General features: G+C 59.9%; 7 protein-coding genes. All 7 read left to right on the forward strand.

The annotated features are described in order from the left end of the window. Positions 1 to 11 precede the first annotated feature (11 nt). The 7 genes from OCY70_RS04535 (at position 12) to OCY70_RS04565 (ending at position 20,056) form a co-directional block, all read left to right on the forward strand. Entirely contained in the window at positions 12 to 7,844 is a 7,833-nt protein-coding gene (locus OCY70_RS04535; RefSeq protein WP_249724572.1) for a type I polyketide synthase, read from the forward strand. Further along, on the forward strand, positions 7,841 to 14,317 hold the full coding sequence (locus tag OCY70_RS04540) for a type I polyketide synthase (RefSeq protein WP_213426681.1): 6,477 nt from the start codon (positions 7,841 to 7,843) through the stop codon (positions 14,315 to 14,317). The genes OCY70_RS04535 and OCY70_RS04540 overlap by 4 nt, the downstream gene beginning before the upstream one ends. A gap of 165 nt (positions 14,318 to 14,482) precedes the next feature. Continuing rightward, positions 14,483 to 15,652: a bis-aminopropyl spermidine synthase family protein gene (locus OCY70_RS04545; RefSeq protein ID WP_213426682.1), complete on the forward strand. Its 1,170-nt coding sequence runs from the start codon at positions 14,483 to 14,485 to the stop codon at positions 15,650 to 15,652. A gap of 26 nt (positions 15,653 to 15,678) precedes the next feature. Further along, the gene (locus OCY70_RS04550; protein ID WP_213426683.1) at positions 15,679 to 16,137 is read left to right on the forward strand and encodes a GNAT family N-acetyltransferase; all 459 of its coding nucleotides are present in this window, start codon (positions 15,679 to 15,681) and stop codon (positions 16,135 to 16,137) included. After that, positions 16,130 to 17,155: an HAD-IIIC family phosphatase gene (locus OCY70_RS04555; protein ID WP_249724584.1), complete on the forward strand. Its 1,026-nt coding sequence runs from the start codon at positions 16,130 to 16,132 to the stop codon at positions 17,153 to 17,155. Before OCY70_RS04550 ends, OCY70_RS04555 begins: the two co-directional genes overlap by 8 nt. A 3-nt stretch (positions 17,156 to 17,158) precedes the next feature. Further along, positions 17,159 to 17,413 carry an acyl carrier protein gene (locus OCY70_RS04560; protein WP_213426685.1) on the forward strand — a complete coding sequence of 85 codons (255 nt, stop codon included), beginning with the start codon at positions 17,159 to 17,161 and terminating at the stop codon, positions 17,411 to 17,413. Between the two features lie 339 nt (positions 17,414 to 17,752). Then, complete coding sequence (locus OCY70_RS04565; protein ID WP_213426686.1) at positions 17,753 to 20,056, forward strand: N,N-dimethylformamidase beta subunit family domain-containing protein; 2,304 nt, start codon at positions 17,753 to 17,755, stop codon at positions 20,054 to 20,056. Positions 20,057 to 20,067 lie beyond the last annotated feature (11 nt).

Here is a 20,067-nt window from a genome sequence, read left to right on the forward strand (position 1 = left end):
GGGGCGGTAAGATGAGTGCTGCGAACGGAATGTACGAAGGAACCGGCCTGGAAATCGCCGTGATCGGCATGGCAGGACGATTCCCCGGAGCCAAGAACCTGGCCGAATTTTGGGCCAACTTGCGCGACGGCGTGGAATCGGTCACTTTCTTTACGGATGAAGAGTTAAGGGAGGCGGGGATCGGGCCCGAGCTGCTCGAGCATCCTCAATACGTAAAGGCAAAGGCGATGCTGGAGGATGTGGAATCCTTCGATGCGCCGTTTTTTAACTATTCGCCGCGGGAGGCGGAGCTGGTCGACCCTCAGTTCCGGCTCTTCCATGAATGCTCGTGGGAGGCGCTGGAGGACGCGGGGTATACGCCCGACACTGACGGAAAATTAATCGGCGTGTATGCGGGGGCTTCGCCCAACACCTATTGGGTCGCCAACCAGATTATGAGCGCCGCCCATGCCAGCGATCATTTTCAAATCCTGCAATTGAACAATCCGTCGTTCACGACGCGGATTTCCTATAAGTTGAATTTGAAAGGCCCCAGCGTGAGCGTGCAAACGGCCTGCTCCACCTCGCTCGTGTCCATTCACCTCGCCTGTCAGGGCTTGCTGGGGGGCGAATGCGATCTTGCGCTGGCCGGAGGCGTCTCGATCAATTTGCCGCGCATCACCGGATACATGTATCAGGAAGGGATGATCCAGTCCCCGGACGGCCATTGCCGGCCCTTTGACGAAGGAGCCAACGGCACCTTGTTCGGAGACGGCATCGGGATCGTCGTGCTGAAGCGGCTGGCTGACGCCCTCGCGGACGGCGACACGATCCATGCCATCATCAAAGGGTCGGCGATCAACAATGACGGCAGCCGGAAGGTCGGCTATACGGCGCCAAGCACGAACGGCCAAGTCGAGGTCATTCGGGCCGCCCATCACATGGCCGAGGTGGATCCGGAGAGCATCGGCTATATCGAGGCGCACGGCACGGGGACGGCGCTCGGCGATCCGATCGAGGTGGAGGCGCTGCAGCTTGCCTTCAACACGGAGAGAGCCGGTTTTTGCAAAATCGGATCGCTCAAATCCAATATCGGCCATCTCGATGCCGCCGCCGGAGTCGCCGGCTTCATCAAAGCCGTGCTGGCGCTCAAGCATAAGCAGATCCCGCCGAGCCTTCACGTTCAGCGCCCGAACTCGAAAATCGATTTTGCCCGTTCCCCCTTCGCCGTCAACACGGAGCTGACCCGCTGGGACAGAGCGGGCGGTCCGCTGCGGGCCGGAGTGAGCTCCTTCGGCATCGGGGGGACGAACGCGCACGTCGTCCTGGAGGAAGCGCCGCCAACGCCTGCGGGCTCCTCGGGACGGGACATGAAGCTGCTCGTGCTCTCCGCCGAGACGGAGGACGGCTTGGAGCGCGCGGCCCGCAATCTGAGCGAGTTCCTGCGCGGCCGCCCCGAGACCGCATTGGCGGATGCGGCGTACACGCTGCAGACGGGGCGCAAGCGGTTCCGGTTCCGCCGCGCGCTCGTCTGCTCCGACGTGGGGGAAGCGATCGCATGTCTGGAAGAGCCTGCGAACGGCAAGGTACATACGGGCGAATCGGAGATCGATCGGGCCCGGGTCATCTTTCTCTTCCCGGGGCAAGGCTCGCAGTATGTGAACATGGGGCTGGATTTGTACCGGAAGGAGCCGCTGTTCCGCGCGGAAATGGACCGCTGCTGCGAGATCATCGCCGCGGCGGGCGGTCCCGATCCAAGGGAGCTGCTGTATCCGGAGGAAGACCGTGCGGCAAGCCCGTCCGCGGCGGATCGCATCAACCGGACGGAAGCGGCGCAGCCGGCCTTGTTCGCCTTCGAATATGCGCTGGCCAAGCTGCTGATGTCGTGGGGTATCCAGCCGCACGCAATGATTGGCCACAGCATCGGCGAATATACGGCGGCATGCCTGTCCGGGGTGCTCTCGCTTCAGGACGCGCTGGAGCTGGTCACGCTGCGCGGCAAGCTGATGCAGAGCCTGCCGCCCGGAGAGATGCTGAGCGTCTCGCTGTCCGAGGAGAGCTTGAGCGCGCTGCTTCCGCCGGAATTGGCGCTGGCGGCCGTCAACGGGCCGGAGCAGTGCGTCGTGTCGGGTCCGCCCGCGGCGATCGCTTCGTTCGCGGCGGCGCTGGCCGAACGGCAAGTGGCGCACCGGAAGCTTCATACTTCGCATGCGTTCCATTCGGCGATGATGGAGCCGATATTGGCGCCGTATGCGGACAAGGTGAAGCGGATCGCGCTGTCCGCGCCGGCCATCCCGTACATGTCCAATGTGACGGGAACCTGGATGACGGCGGAGGACGCCGCCGATCCGGCATACTGGACGCGGCACGCGCGGGGGGCGGTGCGGTTCGCCGACGGCGCGGCCAAGCTGCTCCAGGAGAAGCAGGCCGTATTTATCGAAGTCGGCCCCGGCAATGCGCTCAGCGGCTTCATCCGCAAGATGCAGGCGCAGGCCGAAGCGGGCGGCGGGCACGTGGCGTATCATCTCGTCCGCCATCCCCAGGAGCAAGCCGCGGATGATGCCTATCTGCTGGAGAAAATAGGAAAACTGTGGATTGCGGGCGTGCGGATCGATTGGAAGGGATATTATGGGTCGGAACGCCGCCGCCGGATTCCTTTGCCGACCTATCCGTTCGAGCGCCGCCGCTATTCCGTGGACGGGATTCGCCTGGCGGCTGCGGGCGCCTTGCGGCGGGCAGCCGCCGTGCGGGAAGGAGCGCTGCCGGAAGCGGGGAGCGGGCGCGAGGCCGCCGCGCGGGGCGGCGCAGCGGTCCGCCCGGTGTCGGCATCGTCCATCGAGCGCCTGATTGCGGATACGGTGCAGCGCCACTTCGGCTTTGCGGACCTCGGCATGAACGATAACTTTTTTGATATCGGAGCGAGCTCGCTGGATATTTCCCAGTTGGCCGACAAGCTGGCAAGGGCGTTCGGAAGGGACATTCCCGTGGTCGCGCTGTATTCGTATCCGACCGTCCGCACGCTGGCGTCGTTTCTGCGGGAAGACGGGCTGCACACGCCGGCGGAGGAGGCGGAGGTGCAGAATGAAGAGCGCCGACGCGCCATGGAAGAGGGACTGGCGCGGACGGAGCGGATGAGGTCAACGTCGCTTCAGGAACGAATGCCTGCGGAGCGTGGCGAACGCCGGGAAAGCGGATCCTCCGCCTCCGGGGAGAACGGGCTCGACATTGCCGTCATCGGCATGGCCGCCCGCTTCCCGGGCGCGGATAATCTCGACCAGTTCTGGCGCAATCTGCGGGACGGGGTCGAGTCGATTACGTTCTTCACCGACGAGGAGCTGCTGCAGGAGGGCGTTGATCCGGCGCTTGTCTCCCATCCGTCCTATGTGAAAGCCAAGGGCATCCTGAATGGAATCGACCAGTTCGATGCCGCCTTTTTCGGTTATTCGCCGCGGGAAGCCCAGCTTATGGACCCGCAGCTGCGGCTGTTCCATGAGTGCGCGTGGGAAGCGCTGGAAGCGGCCGGGTACAACCCGGATGCCTATCCCGGACTCATCGGCGTCTATGCGGGCGCGACCCCGAATTTGGAATGGGTTTCCCGCTTTGCCGGAGGCCTGGGCGGAACGGAGCGCTTCAGCGCCATGCTGCTCAACGATCGGGAATTTTTCAGCACGCAGCTATCCTATAAGCTCAATCTGCGCGGACCGAGCATTTCCATGCAGACCGCCTGCTCGACTTCGCTGGTCAACATCGCGCTCGCCGCCCAGGGGCTATTGGCGGGGGCATGCGATATCGCCTTGGCGGGCGGGGCCACCGTCAGCGTGCCCCACAAGCAAGGATATCTCTACGAAGACGGCATGATTCTGTCGCCGGACGGGCACTGCCGCGCCTTCGACGAGCAGGCGGCGGGAACCGTCTTCGGAGACGGCGTCGGCGTCGTCATCCTGAAGCGGCTGCGCGACGCCATCGCGGACGGAGACGTCATCCACGCCGTCATCAAAGGCTTCGGCCTGAACAATGACGGCATGCGCAAGGTCGGCTTCACCGCCCCGAGCACGAAGGGGCAGGCCGAGGTAATCCGTGCGGCTCATCTGATGGCCGGCGTGGAGCCGGAGAGCATCACTTATGTCGAGGCGCACGGAACGGGCACCAATATGGGGGACCCGATCGAGATCGAGGCGTTGAAGGAGGCGTTCCGCACCGGGGAGACGGGCTTTTGCCGCATCGGGTCGGTGAAGACCAACGTCGGGCATCTCAACAGCGCGGCCGGCGCGGCCGGCTTCATCAAGACGGTGCTGGCGATGAAGGCGCGGCAAATTCCGCCGAGCCTGCACTTTGAACGGGAAAATCCAAAGATTGATTTCGCCAACAGCCCGTTTGTCGTCAACACCGATCTGACGCCTTGGGAGAGCGGCCGCTATCCGCTGCGCTCCGGGGTCAGCTCGTTCGGCATCGGGGGCACCAATGCGCACGTCGTCCTGGAGGAAGCCCCTGTCCTGGAGCCATCGGGCGAAGGCCGAACCGATAAATTGCTGCTCTTGTCGGCGAGAACGGCGACGGCTCTGGCGGAGGCGAAAACGCGCTTGGCCAAGTTCCTGACGGGACGCCCGGACATCAATCTGGCGGATGCGGCGTATACGCTGCAAGCCGGCCGGAAGGCCTTCGAATGGAGAGCCGCGTTCGTCTGCAGGACAGCGGAGGAAGCGGCCGCCATGCTGGCATCGCCCGAGCCTGACCGGATCGCGGCGGCCGAGACGGGAACGCAAGCCCGTTCCGTCGTGCTCCTGTTCCCGGGGCAAGGCTCCCAATATGTCAATATGGGCCGCGGACTGTACCGCGATGAGCCTGATTTCCGGGAGGAGGTGGACCGGTGTCTCGCACTCATTCAACCGCATATGGCGCTTGACTTGAAGGCCGTGCTGTATCCGGACGAGGCCGGCCGCGGAGCCCGTGAGGACGAGCTTATGCTGCGGACGGATATCGCGCAGCCCCTGCTGTTCATCGTCGAATATGCGCTGGCCAAGCTGCTGATGCGGTGGGGCGTTCGTCCGGAGGCGATGATGGGGCACAGCATCGGCGAGTATGTCGCCGCGTGCCTGGCGGGGGTATTTACGCTGGACGAAGCGCTGCAGCTCGTCGCGCTTCGCGGACGGCTCATGCAGGGCATGCCTGCCGGAGCGATGCTCAGCGTAGCGCTGCCCGAGCCTGAATTGCGCGGCATGCTGCCGGATCGGCTTGCGTTGGCTGCCGTCAACAGCACGTCCTTATGCGTCGTCGCAGGGGAGTCGGCCGACATTGACGAATTTGCCCGGCGGCTTGAAGCCGCGGGCTGCGCGTGCCGTCGTCTGCATACCTCCCATGCGTTCCATTCGCACATGATGGATCCGATCTTGCCGGAATTTGCGGAGCGGGTGCGCTCGATCCGGCTGAAGGAGCCGGCGATGCCTTTTGTATCCAATGTGTCCGGCACGTGGATTACGCAGGAAGAAGCCACGGATCCCGAATACTGGGTCGGACATCTGCGGTCGGCCGTGCGCTTCGCGGATGGGCTGGACGAACTGTTGAGCAATCCGCGCGCCGTGTTCATCGAGGCGGGCCCGGGCAATGCGCTCAGCACGTTCGTGCGCAAGCATCTCGCGGCTTCGCGGGACCGGGCCGCCGTCAATCTGCTGCGGCACCCTCAGGAAGCGGATTCGGATTCCGCTTATTTGCTTCACAAAATCGGACGCCTCTGGCTGGCCGGCATCGATATCGATTGGGGGGGCTTCTATGCGCATGAGCGCCGGAGACGCGTGGAACTGCCAACCTATCCGATGGAGCGGCAGCGCTATTGGCTGGATGAGGCGCAGCAGCCGCTGTCGCCGGAACGTCCAGCCGGGCCGCGGGGCCGGGGCAAAAACCCGAACATGGCCGACTGGTTCTACTATCCTTCGTGGGAACGGACGGTACTGCAGGAGGTCCCGGACAAGCCGGACGGGGACGGGCGGCATGACTGGCTTATCTTCGCGGACGGCTGCGGCCTCGCGGACGAACTGGCCGCCCTCGCGCGCCAGGAGGGGCATCGGGCCGTCATGGTGGAGGCCGGTACCGCGTTCGCCAAGCGCGATCCCGATACGTTCACGCTGGCCCCTGCTGTGGCCGAGCAGTACGCGCTGCTGTTGGAGGAACTGCGCGCCCGGGAGTTCACGCCGGACCGGGTCGTCCATTTATGGAATGTCTCCGCCGCCGAGGAGGAAGTGCCGGATTGGGATGGTTCCGGAGCGAAGGCGCAGGCGGAGTCCGAACGGCGCCAGCAAGAACTCGGGTATTACAGCTTGATCTTCCTCGCTCAAGCGCTTCGCAGACAGAAGGAGAACGCGGACGTCCGCATTGCGGTCGTGTCGACCGATATGCAGGAGGTAACGGGTCTGGAACGGCTGTCTCCGGGCAAAATGACGCTGCTTGGCCCAAGCCTCGTTATCCAGCAGGAATACAGCGGAATGACATGCGTAAGCATCGATATCGACGCGCCTGATGCGAACGGACGCCATCGGCGAACCGTCGAACGCATCGCATCGGAGCTGTCGGTCCCGGCATCGGATCGCCTGATCGCTTATCGCGGCCCATACCGCTGGGTGCAGCAGTACAAGCCGCTCGCCCTGCGACAGGCGGATCCTCCGGCGGCGCCATTCCGGGAACGCGGGGTCTACCTGATCACCGGCGGGCTCGGTGGAATCGGCATGCTGACGGCGGAGTATTTGGCGCGGCATTACCGGGCGCGGCTCATTCTTACCGGGCGTTCTTCCTTCCCCGCCCGGGAGGAGTACGGCCATTGGCTGGCCGAACACGGCGAAGCGCATCCGATCTCCCGCAAAATCAAGCGGGTGCAGCAGTTGGAAGCGTTGGGGGCCGAGGTGACTTACATCCAGGCCGATCTGTCCGACGAAGCGCAGATGAGCCGCGTATTCGAATCTATTGACGCCGCATACGGCTGCGTGAACGGGGTCGTGCAGGCAGCCGGGCTTCCCGGCGCGGAATCGTTCCGCGCGATCGAAAATATCGGCGGGGGCCAGGCCGACGAGCAGTTCCGGGCCAAAGTCCAAGGGCTGCAGACGCTGTCGAAGCTGCTTGCCGGGAGAGAGGCCGATGTGTGCATTCTGTTCTCCTCGATCGCCAGCGTGCTGGGCGGACTCGGCTTCAGCGCCTACTCGGCCGCGAACCTGTACATGGATGCCTTCGCCCGCAGACAGAACCGGGCAGGGGGGACGAAGTGGCTGTGCGTCAATTGGGACGCATGGGAGTTCTGGGAGGAGCACAGCTCGGCCATTGGGGAATCGCTCGTCGAGCTGGCGATATTGCCTGCCGAAGCGCCGGATCTGTTCCGGTACGTCTACAACCGTTGCGGCAGCAACCAGATTATCGTGTCCACCGGAGATCTGGACACGCGCATCGATCAATGGATTCGGCACGCGGGCAAGAAGAAGGAAGAACCGGCGGGAAGCGGGACCACATTCGGCAGGCCGAATCTGACCAACCCGTACGTCGCGCCGCGCAACCGGATCGAGAAGACGATCGCCGACGTGTGGAAGCAATTTTTCCGTATGGATGAAGTGGGCATCCATGATAACTTTTTTGACCTCGGGGCGAGTTCCCTCGATATGATCCAATTGACCGGCAAATTAAACGAAGCGTTGGGCGAAAGCATCGCCGTCGTCGATTTGTTCACCTATCCCAGCATCCATGCGCTCGCTCAGCGCCTGACCCGGAACGGACAGGACGAGGCGGAGGAAGCGGAGATGGAGCAGCAGTTGATCGGTTCGGTGGTCAAAGGAAAGAAACGGCAGCAGCAGCAAAAAGAAAAAAGACGCAAAGGAGAGGTCTTGCAATGAGCGTATCGAGCGGAAGAGAGTACACCGGATCCGAAATCGCCGTCATCGGCATGTCGGGAAGGTTCCCGGGAGCCAAAAACTTGCGGGAATATTGGGACAACCTCTGCAACGCCAAAGAGAGCATTTCCTTTTTCAGCGAAGAGGAACTGCTGGAGGCCGGGATCGATCCGGAAACGTTGCGCCATCCGAATTTTGTGAAGGCCAAAGGAATGCTGGATGACATCGAGTACTTCGATCCCGAGTTTTTCGATTATACCCCGCGCGAAGCGGAGGTGATGGATCCGCAATTCCGCCTTCTGCACGAATGCTCCTGGGAAGCTCTTGAACAAGCAGGCTACGATCCGAAGACGTATCGCGGGTCCATCGGGCTCTATACCGGGGCAGCCTTCAATTCCCACTGGTTCATGCGGGCGTTCAAAGGGCTGGGTACGGCGGAGGAATCCGCGACGCTGGAGACGGCGATGCTGAACCTTCGCGATTATATGGCGACGCTCGTCTCGTACAAGTTGAATTTGAAGGGGCCGAGCTTCACGGTGCAGACGGCCTGCTCCACATCGCTCGTCGCCGTGCATCTGGCCTGCCAAGGCTTGCTCAGCGGCGAGTGCAGCATGGCGCTGGCCGGCGGGGTGTCGATTCAACTGCCGCAGAAAAACGGTTATTTCTATCAAGAAGGCATGATCAATTCGCCTGACGGGCACTGCCGCGCCTTCGACGAACGGGCGGCTGGCACCGTCTTTGGGGACGGCGCGGGCATCGTCCTCCTGAAGCCGCTGGAGGATGCGCTCGCGGACGGCGACTATATCTTCGCCGTCATTAAAGGCTCGGCAATCAATAATGACGGGAACCGGAAAGTGGGATATACCGCGCCCAGCACGCAGGGACAAGTGTCCGTCATCCGAGCCGCCCATCACGTGGCGGAAGTGGAGCCGGAAAGCATCAGCTACATTGAGGCGCACGGCACGGGAACGACGCTGGGCGATCCGATCGAGATCGAAGCGTTGAAAACCGCATTTCAGACGGAAAAGAAAGGGTATTGCGGCATCGGCTCATCCAAATCCAACATCGGACATTTGAACAACGCCGCGGGGGTGGCCGGCTTCATCAAGACCGTGCTCGCGCTGGCGAACAAACAATTGCCGCCGACGCTTCACTATGAACGTCCGAACCCGAAGATCGACTTCGAGAACAGCCCGTTCTATGTCAACGACCGCTTGAGGGAGTGGACGAACGGCGGCGGGCCGCTGCGTGCCGGAGTCAGCTCGTTCGGCATCGGCGGAACGAACGCGCATGTCGTGCTGGAGGAGGCGCCGCCCGCGGCAGCCTCCTCCCCGGGCAGAGCGGCGCAGCTCATCGCCTTGTCGGCCAAGACGGAGGCCTCGCTTGAACGGCTGACCGAGCGAATGGCGCGGCATTTACAAGAGCATCCGGACGTATGCTTGGCCGATATGGCCTATACGCTGCACGTGGGGCGGGCGGCGTTCCCGCATCGGCGCACGCTCGTCTGCTCCAGCGCGGAAGAAGCGGCCGCCCGGCTGGCTCAGCCGGACTGTGCCGATGTCCAGAGCGGGACGGCCGCGGCAGATGACAAGCCCATCGTATTCATGTTCTCCGGCCAAGGCTCGCAATACGCCGGCATGGGCAGAGAGCTGTACGAGCGGGAACCGGTGTTCCGCACCGAGGCGGACCGCTGCTTCGAGCTGATGCCGGACGAAGTCGGCAAGCAGGCGAAGCGGGTTCTGTACCCGTCCGGCGATGAGGCTGACGCGTCCGCGTCCGGTCTCATCAACCGGACAGATATCGCGCAGCCGGTCATCTTCACGGTCGAGTATGCGCTTGCCAAGCTGTTGATGGACTGGGGCGTGCGTCCGCAGGCGATGATCGGGCACAGCATTGGCGAATATGCCGCCGCATGCCTCGCCGGCGTCTTCCCGCTCGAGGACGCTATCCGGCTCGTCACGCTGCGGGGACAATTGATGCAGAGTCTGCCCGGCGGCGTCATGCTGAGTGTGCCTCTGAGCGAGCATGAGCTGCTGCCGCTGCTGTCCGGCGGCTTGTCGCTGGCCGCGGTGAACGCGCCTTCCATGTGCGTTGTCTCGGGAACGCGGGAAGCGGTCGACGCGCTGGCTGCTCAACTGGAGGAGAGAGGGCATGCCTGCCGGCGGCTGCATACGTCCCATGCGTTCCATTCCGCCATGATGGACCCTATCCTGGAGCGCTATGAGCAGGAGGTGGGAAGGCTGACGCTGCATCCTCCGCGCATCCCGTTCATTTCGAACGTGACGGGGACATGGATTCGGGACGAGGAAGCGGTAAGCCCGGCATACTGGGCGCGTCATCTGCGCGGCACGGTGCGGTTCGCCGACGGACTCGCGACACTGTTCGCCGAGATCGATCCCGCGTTTGCGGAGGTTGGCGGAGGCAACGCGCTGACCGCATTCGCAAGGCGGCACACGGAGGCAACGGGGGAGCGCGTCGTGGTGAACCTGATGCGGCATCCGCAGCAGAGCGCGTCGGATGTGGCGCATCTCCTCCTTCAGGTCGGACGGCTGTGGAACGCCGGCGTGTCATTCGATTGGGCCCGTTTCTACAGAGAGGAGCAACGAAACCGCATTCCGCTGCCCACCTATCCGTTCGACCGCCGGCGCTTCTGGATCGAGGAGGAAGAAATCCGCATCGTCCACTCCGGCTCCGCTGCCGAGAGCGCGGGGCAATCCGGCGAAGCGGCGCCGGCGTCCCGGCGGGAGACAATGCCTGGAACAGCCGCGCCCCGGAATCCGCTGGAAGAGACGTTGGCCGGCATCTGGCGGAATCTGTTCGGTATCGAGGAAATCGGGATTCACGATGATTTCTTCGAATTGGGCGGCCACTCCTTGAAGGCGACCAGCCTTATCGCCAAGATTCATAAGGAGCTCGACGCGGAGCTGGCCTTATCGGATATTTTCAACATGCCGACGATCAGCGCGCTGGCCCGGCACATCGAACAGATGGAGAAAAATCAATATTTCGCCATCTCGCCGGCGGAGCCGAAACCGTATTATCGGGTGTCTTCCGCCCAGAAACGGACGTTCCTCATCCATCAGCAAATCGGCGACGTAACGACCTACAACATGCCGATGGCTTTATTGGTTCATGGCAAAGCCGATGCGGAGCGGTTCGAGCAAACGTTCATCAAATTGATTCACCGCCATGAAAATATGCGGACCTCGTTCCATCTGGTGGACGGAGAGCCGATGCAGAAAATCCATGAAACCTTCTCGTTTGCGGTCGAGCGCCTCGAAGCGGACGAGCAGGATATGAACAAAATCGTGCGCAAGTTCATCAAACCGTTCGATCTGGGCCAAGCCCCGCTGATTCGCGCCTCTTTCGTCAAGCTTGGGCCAGAGAAGCATGTGCTGCTCATGGATATGCACAATATCGTGTCGGACGGCGCATCCATGAATGTGTTCATCAAGGAGTTCAGCGATCTGTATGCCGGCAAGGATCTCCCGCCGCTGCGGATTCAGTATAAGGATTACGCGGAATGGCAGCACCGCCTGCTGGAAGGCGATATGATCCGGAAGCAAGAGGAATACTGGATGAGCCAGTTCCGGCACAGCATCCCGGCGCTGAATATGCCGACCGACTTCGAGCGGCCCGAATTCCAATCCTTCATCGGCCGAGCGCACAAGCTCACTCTGCCCAAGGAGACGGCAGAGCGGTTGAACGCTCTGGCCAAGTCCCGCAACGTCACGATCAACGTGCTGTTGTTCCACCTGTACACGCTTGTGCTCCACCAGTATACCGGCCAGCGCGACATGACGGTCGGATCGCTGGTCGCAGGCCGTCGGCATGCCGACGTGGAGCCGTTGATCGGCATGTTCACCAACTTTTTGCCGATACGGGTCAGCTTCGAGGAGAACCGCACCATCCTCGATCAACTGCTCGCGCTGAATGACACGATGATCAACGCGTACGAAAATCAAGATTTCCCGTTCGATCGGATGGTGGAGAAATTATCGGCGAAGCTGCCGCGCGGCCGCAATCCGCTGTTCGACACGATGATGATTTTCCATAACGAATTTGACGGGAATCCGGTGCTGAAGGCCGAAGGGCTCACCTTCGAGAACTACGACATTACGAAGGGGATCTCCAAGCTCGACTTCAAGCTCGATATCGGCTTTGCAGATGACGGCGGGCTGCTCTGCGTCATGCAGTATAACACGGCCCTGTTCGTCGAAGATACGATAGCGGGGCTGATGCGGCACTTTATCGAGTTGATTGACAGCGTGCTGGCCGATCCGGAGCGGAAGCTGGGGGAGATCCGGCTGCTCTCCGAGGCGGAGCAGAGCGAACTGGCCGCCAAAAGACGCCATCCGGAGCCGGAACGCGCCTTCGCCGTGGCCGCTGCCTCCACCTTCACGGCGGACCCGATCCGTCCGTATATCAAATGGTGGGGCGAGCAATTCGGATGGCGGATCGACGTTCATTTTGCGCCATACCATCAAGTGTTCCAGGAGCTTTTGAATCCGGACAGCGCGCTCTCCTCCGAGGGCGATGCGGGATTGCTCCTCGTGCGGTTCGAGGATTGGCTGCGGGATGATCGATCGCCGGAGGAGCAGCAAATTAAGAAGCTGGAGCGGGCATTCTCCGATCTGGCCCAAGCTTTGTCTATGACGAAGAGCGCACGGCAGCTGTTCGCCGGCGTGTTTCCGGTGTCGGCTTCCTTTGGGGCTTCACCGGTCATGACGAGCTATTTGGAGGAGCTGACGAACCGGTGGAAGCGGGCGCTGGAAGCGAAGGAGCATGTCCATGTCATCGACTTCAGAGAGGTTGGCGGGATGTTCGGCGTGGAGCAAATCGATGATGCGGCCGCCGATCAAGCGGGTCACATGCCGTTCACCCCGGAATATTACGCCGCCATCGGGACGTTCACGGCGCGCCGTCTGTTGGCTTGGCATGGACACCCGTTCAAGGTCATCGCGGTCGACTGTGACCATACGCTGTGGAATGGAGTATGCGGCGAAGATGGAGCCGAAGGAGTCACGGTTACGGAGCCTTGCCGCGATTTGCAGCGGTTTCTGCTGGAGAAGCAGCGCGAAGGCATGCTGCTTGTCCTGGTCAGCAAGAACAACGACAGGGACGTGTGGGATGTATTTGACAAACATCCGGACATGCTGCTGACGAAAGAGGACTTCGCCGGCTGGCGCATCAACTGGAGCCCGAAATCGGAAAATCTGCGCGCGCTGGCGGAGGAGCTCCGGTTGGGACTGGACAGCTTCATTTTCCTCGATGACAGTTCGCTGGAATGCTCGGAGGTTCGCTCGAATTGCCCGGAAGTGCTTGCGCTGCAGCTCCCTGAAGAACGGCAAAGGCCGGCATTTCTGCGGCATATGTGGGCGCTGGATCGCATCCGCGTGACGGAAGACGACAAGCGAAGAACCGAAAGGTATAGAACGGAGCGCAAGCGCGGCGAAGTTCGCGCATCCGCTTCATCGCTGCAGGCCTTTCTCCATGATTTGGAGATCGTGATGAGCATCCATGAGGCGAATGCCGGGCAATTGCCGCGCATCGCCCAGCTTATGCAGCGGACCAATCAATTCACGCTGAATGCGGACCGCAGCATGGCAGACGGCTTGCCGTCCATCCTCTCGCAGCCGGATACGGCATGCTGGGCTATCGAAGCCGCGGACCGATTCGGAAGCTACGGTCTGGTCGGGGCCGTCGTTACCCGATGCGCGGACGGCATCGTGCATCTGGATTCTTTCCTCTTAAGCTGCCGTATTCTCGGAAGAGGACTCGAAGCGGCCGTTATCAGCGCATTGAAGCCGTACTGTCTTGAACGGCATGCCGATAATATCGAAGCCGTATGCACGCTCACCGGGAAGAACGAACCGATGCTCGCCTTTTTGCAATCGGGCGGCTGGAGTGTCATGGAGGAGACGGACCGGACCGTACGCTTCCGGCATGCGGTGGAGGTTATCCCGGACTCCATCGATTATATCGAATGTGTCCGCAACGCGCCTCTTCCTGGCAGCGAAGCGCCGCAGCATGCAGGGAACGGCACGCCGCGCGAGTCCGCAACCGCCGCTGCGGCCGGGGGAAGCTTCGAGCAGCCGTCGTGGGACATGGTTCTCGATGAGCGTTATCCGCAACTGCATCGGCATCAGTTGCTCCCGCTGCAATATTATAATGCGGCCCGGCTTCTCCAATTGCCGGTGCAGATCATAGAGGAAGGAGCGCCGATGAGATCAGCCTACCGCGCTCCGACCAACGAGGTGGAAGCGGCGATGGTGCAAATCTGGGAACGAGTGCTCGGCATCGGCGGCATCGGCATCGACGACGACTTTTTCCGGCTGGGCGGCACATCCCTTCATGCCGTTCGGGTTGAGGTGGAGATGGAAAAGCAGGGTCTGTTCGCGGATGGGCCGCAATTATTCAAATACCGGACGATCCATCAATTGTGCCCGCTCATTCGCGTTTCCGTCATGGATTGAACCGGAGCGTCTTATTTTCTCTCAAGGCATCGGCTGCAGATTTGCGGCAGGTGCCTTGCTTTTGTATGGGAAATATAGGATAATGATTGCGTCGCAGGCATCCAGAATCATACATAAAGTCATATTGATGGGATTGGTAATGATAAAGGAGATAGAAGAAAAAATATGAATAAAGAAGCGATCGATTCAATTTATTCCCAAGTGTCCATTAAGGATGGAAAAAAAGCGATTGAAAACATTCTTCTGGATATTTACTTCAAGCCGGGCATCTCTACCAAGGAGATCGCGAGAAAGACGCTGCTGCCTCTGCCGATTGTGGCGGCCATCAAGAAAGAGTTCATCAAGGCGGGACTGATCGAACAAAGCCGGGGAGTCAACTGCACGCCGAGAGGGATGCGGTTCGTCGAGCATACGATGGGTTACGGGCATTTGAACCGGACCTTGTATCAGCGGCTGAAGCAGGAGCAGTGGCATCCGGACGATCTGCATGACATGATGTCGAAGCTGGAAGGTGTCTTTGAGAACCGTCCCCAGGTCGATGTCACGATCGACCAATCCCGCTGCACGCTGGAGACGAGCATGAAGCGGGCCGTGCTGGCGCTTCAGCACGAAGTTCTTATCGGGCGGGATATCGTCTGTCTGGGGGATGATGATCTTGTCAGCGTGTCGTTGGCGTTTCTCCTTAAGCAGTTGTTTCGGCAAAACGCGCATACATCCAATACCCGCATTCACGTGTTCGAGATTGACAAACGTATTATCAGCTACGTGAACTATGTTGCGGAATCCGAAAATTTACCGGTTGTCTGCTATGAAATGGATTTTCGCGAACAGCTTCCGTCTGAATTTTTGCGCCGTTTTGATTGCGTTTTCACCGATCCACCCTATACGCTGCAGGGCCTGTCTTTATTCGTATCGCGAGGTATCCAGTTGCTGAAGCCGGAAATCGGGCTGCCCATTTTTCTATCGTTCGCCCACAAATCGCCTGACTTCGCTTTGGAGATGCAGCGCGAATTTTCCCGGATGGGCTTGCTTGTCACGAGTGTGCTTCCGCGCTTCAATCAATATCTCGGGGCGGAAATTATAGGTAACACGAGCCAGATGATTGTGTTACAATCTACGGAAGAGACGAAGGAGAGCATTGCGCGTGATTACCGGGACGCCCTCTATACGGGAGAAGTGAGGCGCACGATTCGCGCCTATGAATGCAAACGGTGCAGCCTTGTGACCGAGGTTGGCTTTCAAATGCAATGGCAAACGATTGAACAACTGAAACAAAAGGGCTGCCCGAGCTGCCATCATGACTCCTTCGAGCTTATTCAAAAAAAGAACGCATAACAACGCAGAAATGGAGTCATAGCAAGATGCCGATTAGACAGATCGAGCCGGATGATATTGCGGTTATCGCTCAATTTGAAACGGACATTTCCGTTATTTCATTCGGAGAGGATGCGATTACCGATCCTCGCTTTCATGTCAGGAAGCTGGAAAAAGCGCTTCACGATGAAAAAAAAGGAATGTTCGTGCTGGAAGTTGACGGGAATGTCGCAGGCTGGATGTGGATAACGCCGCGCGAAAACTCGGTCACGAAACAGATGTACGCGAATTTCAAAAGCTTTTATATCGCAGAGCCCTACCGTGGCACCGCTTATGTGGACGAGCTGTTCGATGCGGGCATGACGTATTGCAAGAGGGAAGGAAGCGAGCGCATCATCGGCAAGGTGCATGTAAGCAATTTGCCGATGAGGCTGCTATACAAGAAGTACGGCTTCAAGCCCACGCATCTGACGATGGAATGGTTTTCCGGTGAAGCAGATGATTAAATGTATCGTATGGGATTTGGACGATACGCTGTGGGAAGGAACGCTGAGGGAAGACGAGGCCGGCATCAAGCTGCTGCCGGAGATGGCGAGCGTCCTTGAGACGCTGGACCGGCGCGGGATTCTGCACAGCATCGCCAGCCGCAACCGTTGGGAGCAAGTGAAGGCCAAGCTCGAGCAGTTGGGCATCGCCCATTATTTCTTGTCCCCGCAATGCCATTTCGATTCTAAGGCAGCGAGCATCGAGCGGATTGCCCAGGAACTGAACATCGGCTTGGATGCGATAGCCTTTATCGATAATGATCCGTTCGAGCGCTTCGAAGTGAACTTCTATGTGCCGCAGGTGCGCACTTATGACGCCCGGCAATATCGGGAGCTTCCCGGATATCCCGAATTTCAGGCAGGCCCGTTGACCGAAGAAGCGGCCAACCGGCGGCAGTATATGCAGGCGCGCCACCTGCGGGAGGAAGCTCGCAAAGCGCATAAGGGCAGCCGCGAGCAATTTTTGAAGGAATGCGGAATGAAGCTGCGGATCCGTATGGCGCGGGAGGAAGATTACCCGCGGGTGGTCGAATTGTCTCGCCGCACGAACCAGATGAACAGCCTGCTGGAGCGGGTTGATTTTCCTTTCGTCGAATCGTACTGCGCTCAGGAGAACCATTACTTATATGTGGCCAGGCTGGAGGACCGGTTCGGCGCGCACGGGCTGATCGGAACCTGCTTCGCGAGCGCCGCCGATGACAGGATCGATATCGATCTGTTTTGCATTTCCTGCCGGATTGAAGGCCGGGGCATCGCCGCCGCCTTTTTGTACACCGTTCTGGAACGGCTGGAACGACAATTGCCGCAGGCGGCCGCGGCGCGCTGCCGGCTAGTCAGCAAGCAGCGGAATTTGCCGGCGAGACTGCTGCTGGAGATGCTGGGCTTCAAGAAAACGACTACAGAGAACGAGCAATCCGTCTATATGCTGCAGCTGCCGCTCCCGCGGAAGGCATTCGATTGGCTCGAGATAGGAGAATAAGCGATGAACCGCGATGCGATCGAACATGAAATTGCCGGGATCCTTCAGAACATGCTCAAGCTGCCTTTCGTCGATGCGGATACCGTCTTGATTGGCGAGACCGGAATTTTGGACTCGATGACCGTAATGAGACTGCTTGCGGAAATAGAAAGGCGGTTTGACTTTACGTTGGACGAAGACGATTTGACGCTGGATTCGATTAGCAGCGTCAAGCGCCTTACGGATTGGGTCATTCACAGCAAACAGGCAGGTCAATAAGTTGGCCTAATGCAATAAGTTAGGAAGCTCATTGAGCTTGGATATCGCGCTCTGGCAGGAATGGCTCCTGCGCAGAGCGCGTTTTTATTTGCGCAAGAAGCTCGCTTCGAGAACATAGGCGGGATGCATCGGATGCAAAAAAATAGATTCTATTGAAAAACTTAGCATGCTATAATTATTTTGAAATATATGACATCATGAGAAAAATTGTTACAAAAATATCGAAATTTGCCAGAAAGGGGTGAGCTCCAGCATCGAGGCCCGGCGTCAATCTATTGCAGCCACGACGGAACAGATTCAAGGCGAATAAGAAAATTCTGAACCAACGGAGGAATTTCAATGAAGCCGAATGAACAGGGAGCAGCAAGCGTGACCGATGCAAAGACGCAGGATGCCGTAACCGTTGTCGGGTACGCGGATCGATTCAGCGTCCAGCCCGGACAAGCACTGAATTTTATGATCGACACGGCGAGTTCGAGTTATGCCGCCAGCGTGGTGCGGTTATGCGGCGGGATGCCGGATCCGGACCATTCGCCCTATTTGCCGACGGAACCGGTACCCGCGGATTGCGCCGGCGAATATCCGGGACGGCGGCAGACCACCGCGATTGGCTCCTATGCCGAGCTGCCGCTGCCGGAGGAATGGATGCAAGCCGGGGAATTCTCGCTTCAGATGTGGGTATACCCGACGATTCCGCAATATGGCAAGGCTCAGACGATCTGGTCTGCCCAATCTGCCGACGGTTCATCCGGGGCGGATGTGACGCTGGACAAGGACGGATATGTAACGTTTTCCTTGATTGGCGGGTGCGGTTATTCCGTTGCCGTGCGCGCCGAAGCGCCGTTGAACGGCCATGAGTGGCACTTCGTCGCCGTTCAATATTCCGGCAGCCGCGAAGAGGCCATGCTCTTCGTGAGCCAACGGGCCGGCTGGAGGCCTGATGAGGGCACGCAAGTCTGCAAGGCGGGCGTGAAGCTGGACTACAGTCAAGCGGTCATCTCCAGCGTGCTGCTGGCTGCGGATTCGGACTCTGCGGCTCCGGGCGGCGTGTCCCGCCACTATAACGGAAAAATCGGAAACCCGCGTTTTTTCCAACATTATTTTACCGAGACCGAGCTGCATGACATGGCGCGCGGCACGAACACGGAGCCCGATGGCGCGCTTCTCATCGCCGATTACGATTTCAGCGTCGGCATATCGTCGACCCGCCTCTCCGATCGGTCGGCTGGAGGGCATCACGGGATTTTGCGCCAAGGCGGAACCCGCGCCGTGACAAGCCACAATTGGACCGGGGAGCAGACAGACTACCGGCTGGCCCCGGAACAATACGCGGCCATTCATTTTCATGATAACGACATCGTGGATGCCGGTTGGGAAGCCGACATCACGTGGTGGATCCCGGAGGACCTGCGAAGCGGCATCTATGCGCTGAAGCTGGAGGCCGAAGGCAGCGTCGATTACATTCCGTTTTTTGTGCGGCCGACGCAGGGGACGGCAACCGCTCCCGTCCTGTTCCTGGCGCCGACCAATACGTATCTCGCTTATGGCAACGAGCGGCTGTTCAAGTACGCCAAAGACTATTTGGGCGAGGATTATGTTCTTCCGGCGCAGGATGTTTATTTGGACGAGCATCCGGAAATGGGCAGCTCCATTTATGACCTGCACAACGACGGCAGCGGGGTCCAATATTCTTCCCGGCTCCGCCCGCTCCTGAATATTCGGCCTCATTACCGGAACTGGCGGGCTGTGCGCCATTTCTCCGCCGATCTGTACATTACCGGCTGGCTGGAGCGGCGGGGGCAGAGCCATGACATCGCGACGGACGAAGACTTGCACCATGAAGGCGCCGATTTGCTGGGCCGTTACAAGGTAGTGATTACCGGCAGCCATCCCGAATATTGGACGCGCCCGATGATGAAAGCACTGGAGCAATATTTGGCGGAGGGCGGCCGCTTAATGTATCTGGGAGGCAATGGATTTTATTGGGTCACGAGTCTGGATCCGGAGCGGCCCCATCTATTGGAAGTGCGTCGCGGCAACGCCGGCTCGCGCTCCTCGGATTCTCCGCCGGGCGAACTGTTTCACAGCACGACAGGCGAACCGGGAGGCATATGGCGCCATTTCGGTTACGTGCCTCAGCGGCTTGTCGGGGTAGGCGTAACTGCTTTGGGCGGCGGCTCGGCATGCGGTTACCGCCGATTGAAGGACAGCTTCCATCCGTCGGCGCGCTTTATTTTTGAAGGCATCGGCGATGACGAGATCATTGGCGACTTCGGATACGCGGCCGGCGACGAGATTGATCGCTACGATCTCAAATTCGGCACGCCTCCGCATACGCTGTGGCTGGCCACGTCAACTGGATTTGATAATAATTACCAATTTGTGCATGAAGATCAATTAAATACGGCACCCGGCCAAGGGGGATGCGATAATCCGCTTGTAAGGGCGGATATGACCTATTTCGATATCCACGGCGGGGGCGCCGTATTCTCCGTCGGTTCGATCAACTGGGCCGGGAGTCTTGCTTGGAACGACTATGACAACAATGTCGCCCGCATTAGCGACAACGTCCTGAAGCGGTTGTTGGCGGAGCACGACAGTCCTGCGGCCTCATCGGCCGGGGCGAGTTCAGGGCAGTCTTGATTTGTCCGGGA

Origin of the sequence: Paenibacillus melissococcoides, from assembly GCA_944800085.1 — a bacterium.
GTDB classification, from domain to species: domain Bacteria; phylum Bacillota; class Bacilli; order Paenibacillales; family Paenibacillaceae; genus Paenibacillus_B; species Paenibacillus_B melissococcoides.

Coding starts and splice junctions, on each gene's coding strand:
- OCY70_RS04560 (WP_213426685.1), top strand. CDS start 17,159: ATGAACCGCGATGCGATCGAACATGAAATTGCCGGGATCCTTCAGAAC.
- OCY70_RS04540 (WP_213426681.1), top strand. CDS start 7,841: ATGAGCGTATCGAGCGGAAGAGAGTACACCGGATCCGAAATCGCCGTC.
- OCY70_RS04535 (WP_249724572.1), top strand. CDS start 12: ATGAGTGCTGCGAACGGAATGTACGAAGGAACCGGCCTGGAAATCGCC.
- OCY70_RS04565 (WP_213426686.1), top strand. CDS start 17,753: ATGAAGCCGAATGAACAGGGAGCAGCAAGCGTGACCGATGCAAAGACG.
- OCY70_RS04550 (WP_213426683.1), top strand. CDS start 15,679: ATGCCGATTAGACAGATCGAGCCGGATGATATTGCGGTTATCGCTCAA.
- OCY70_RS04545 (WP_213426682.1), top strand. CDS start 14,483: ATGAATAAAGAAGCGATCGATTCAATTTATTCCCAAGTGTCCATTAAG.
- OCY70_RS04555 (WP_249724584.1), top strand. CDS start 16,130: ATGATTAAATGTATCGTATGGGATTTGGACGATACGCTGTGGGAAGGA.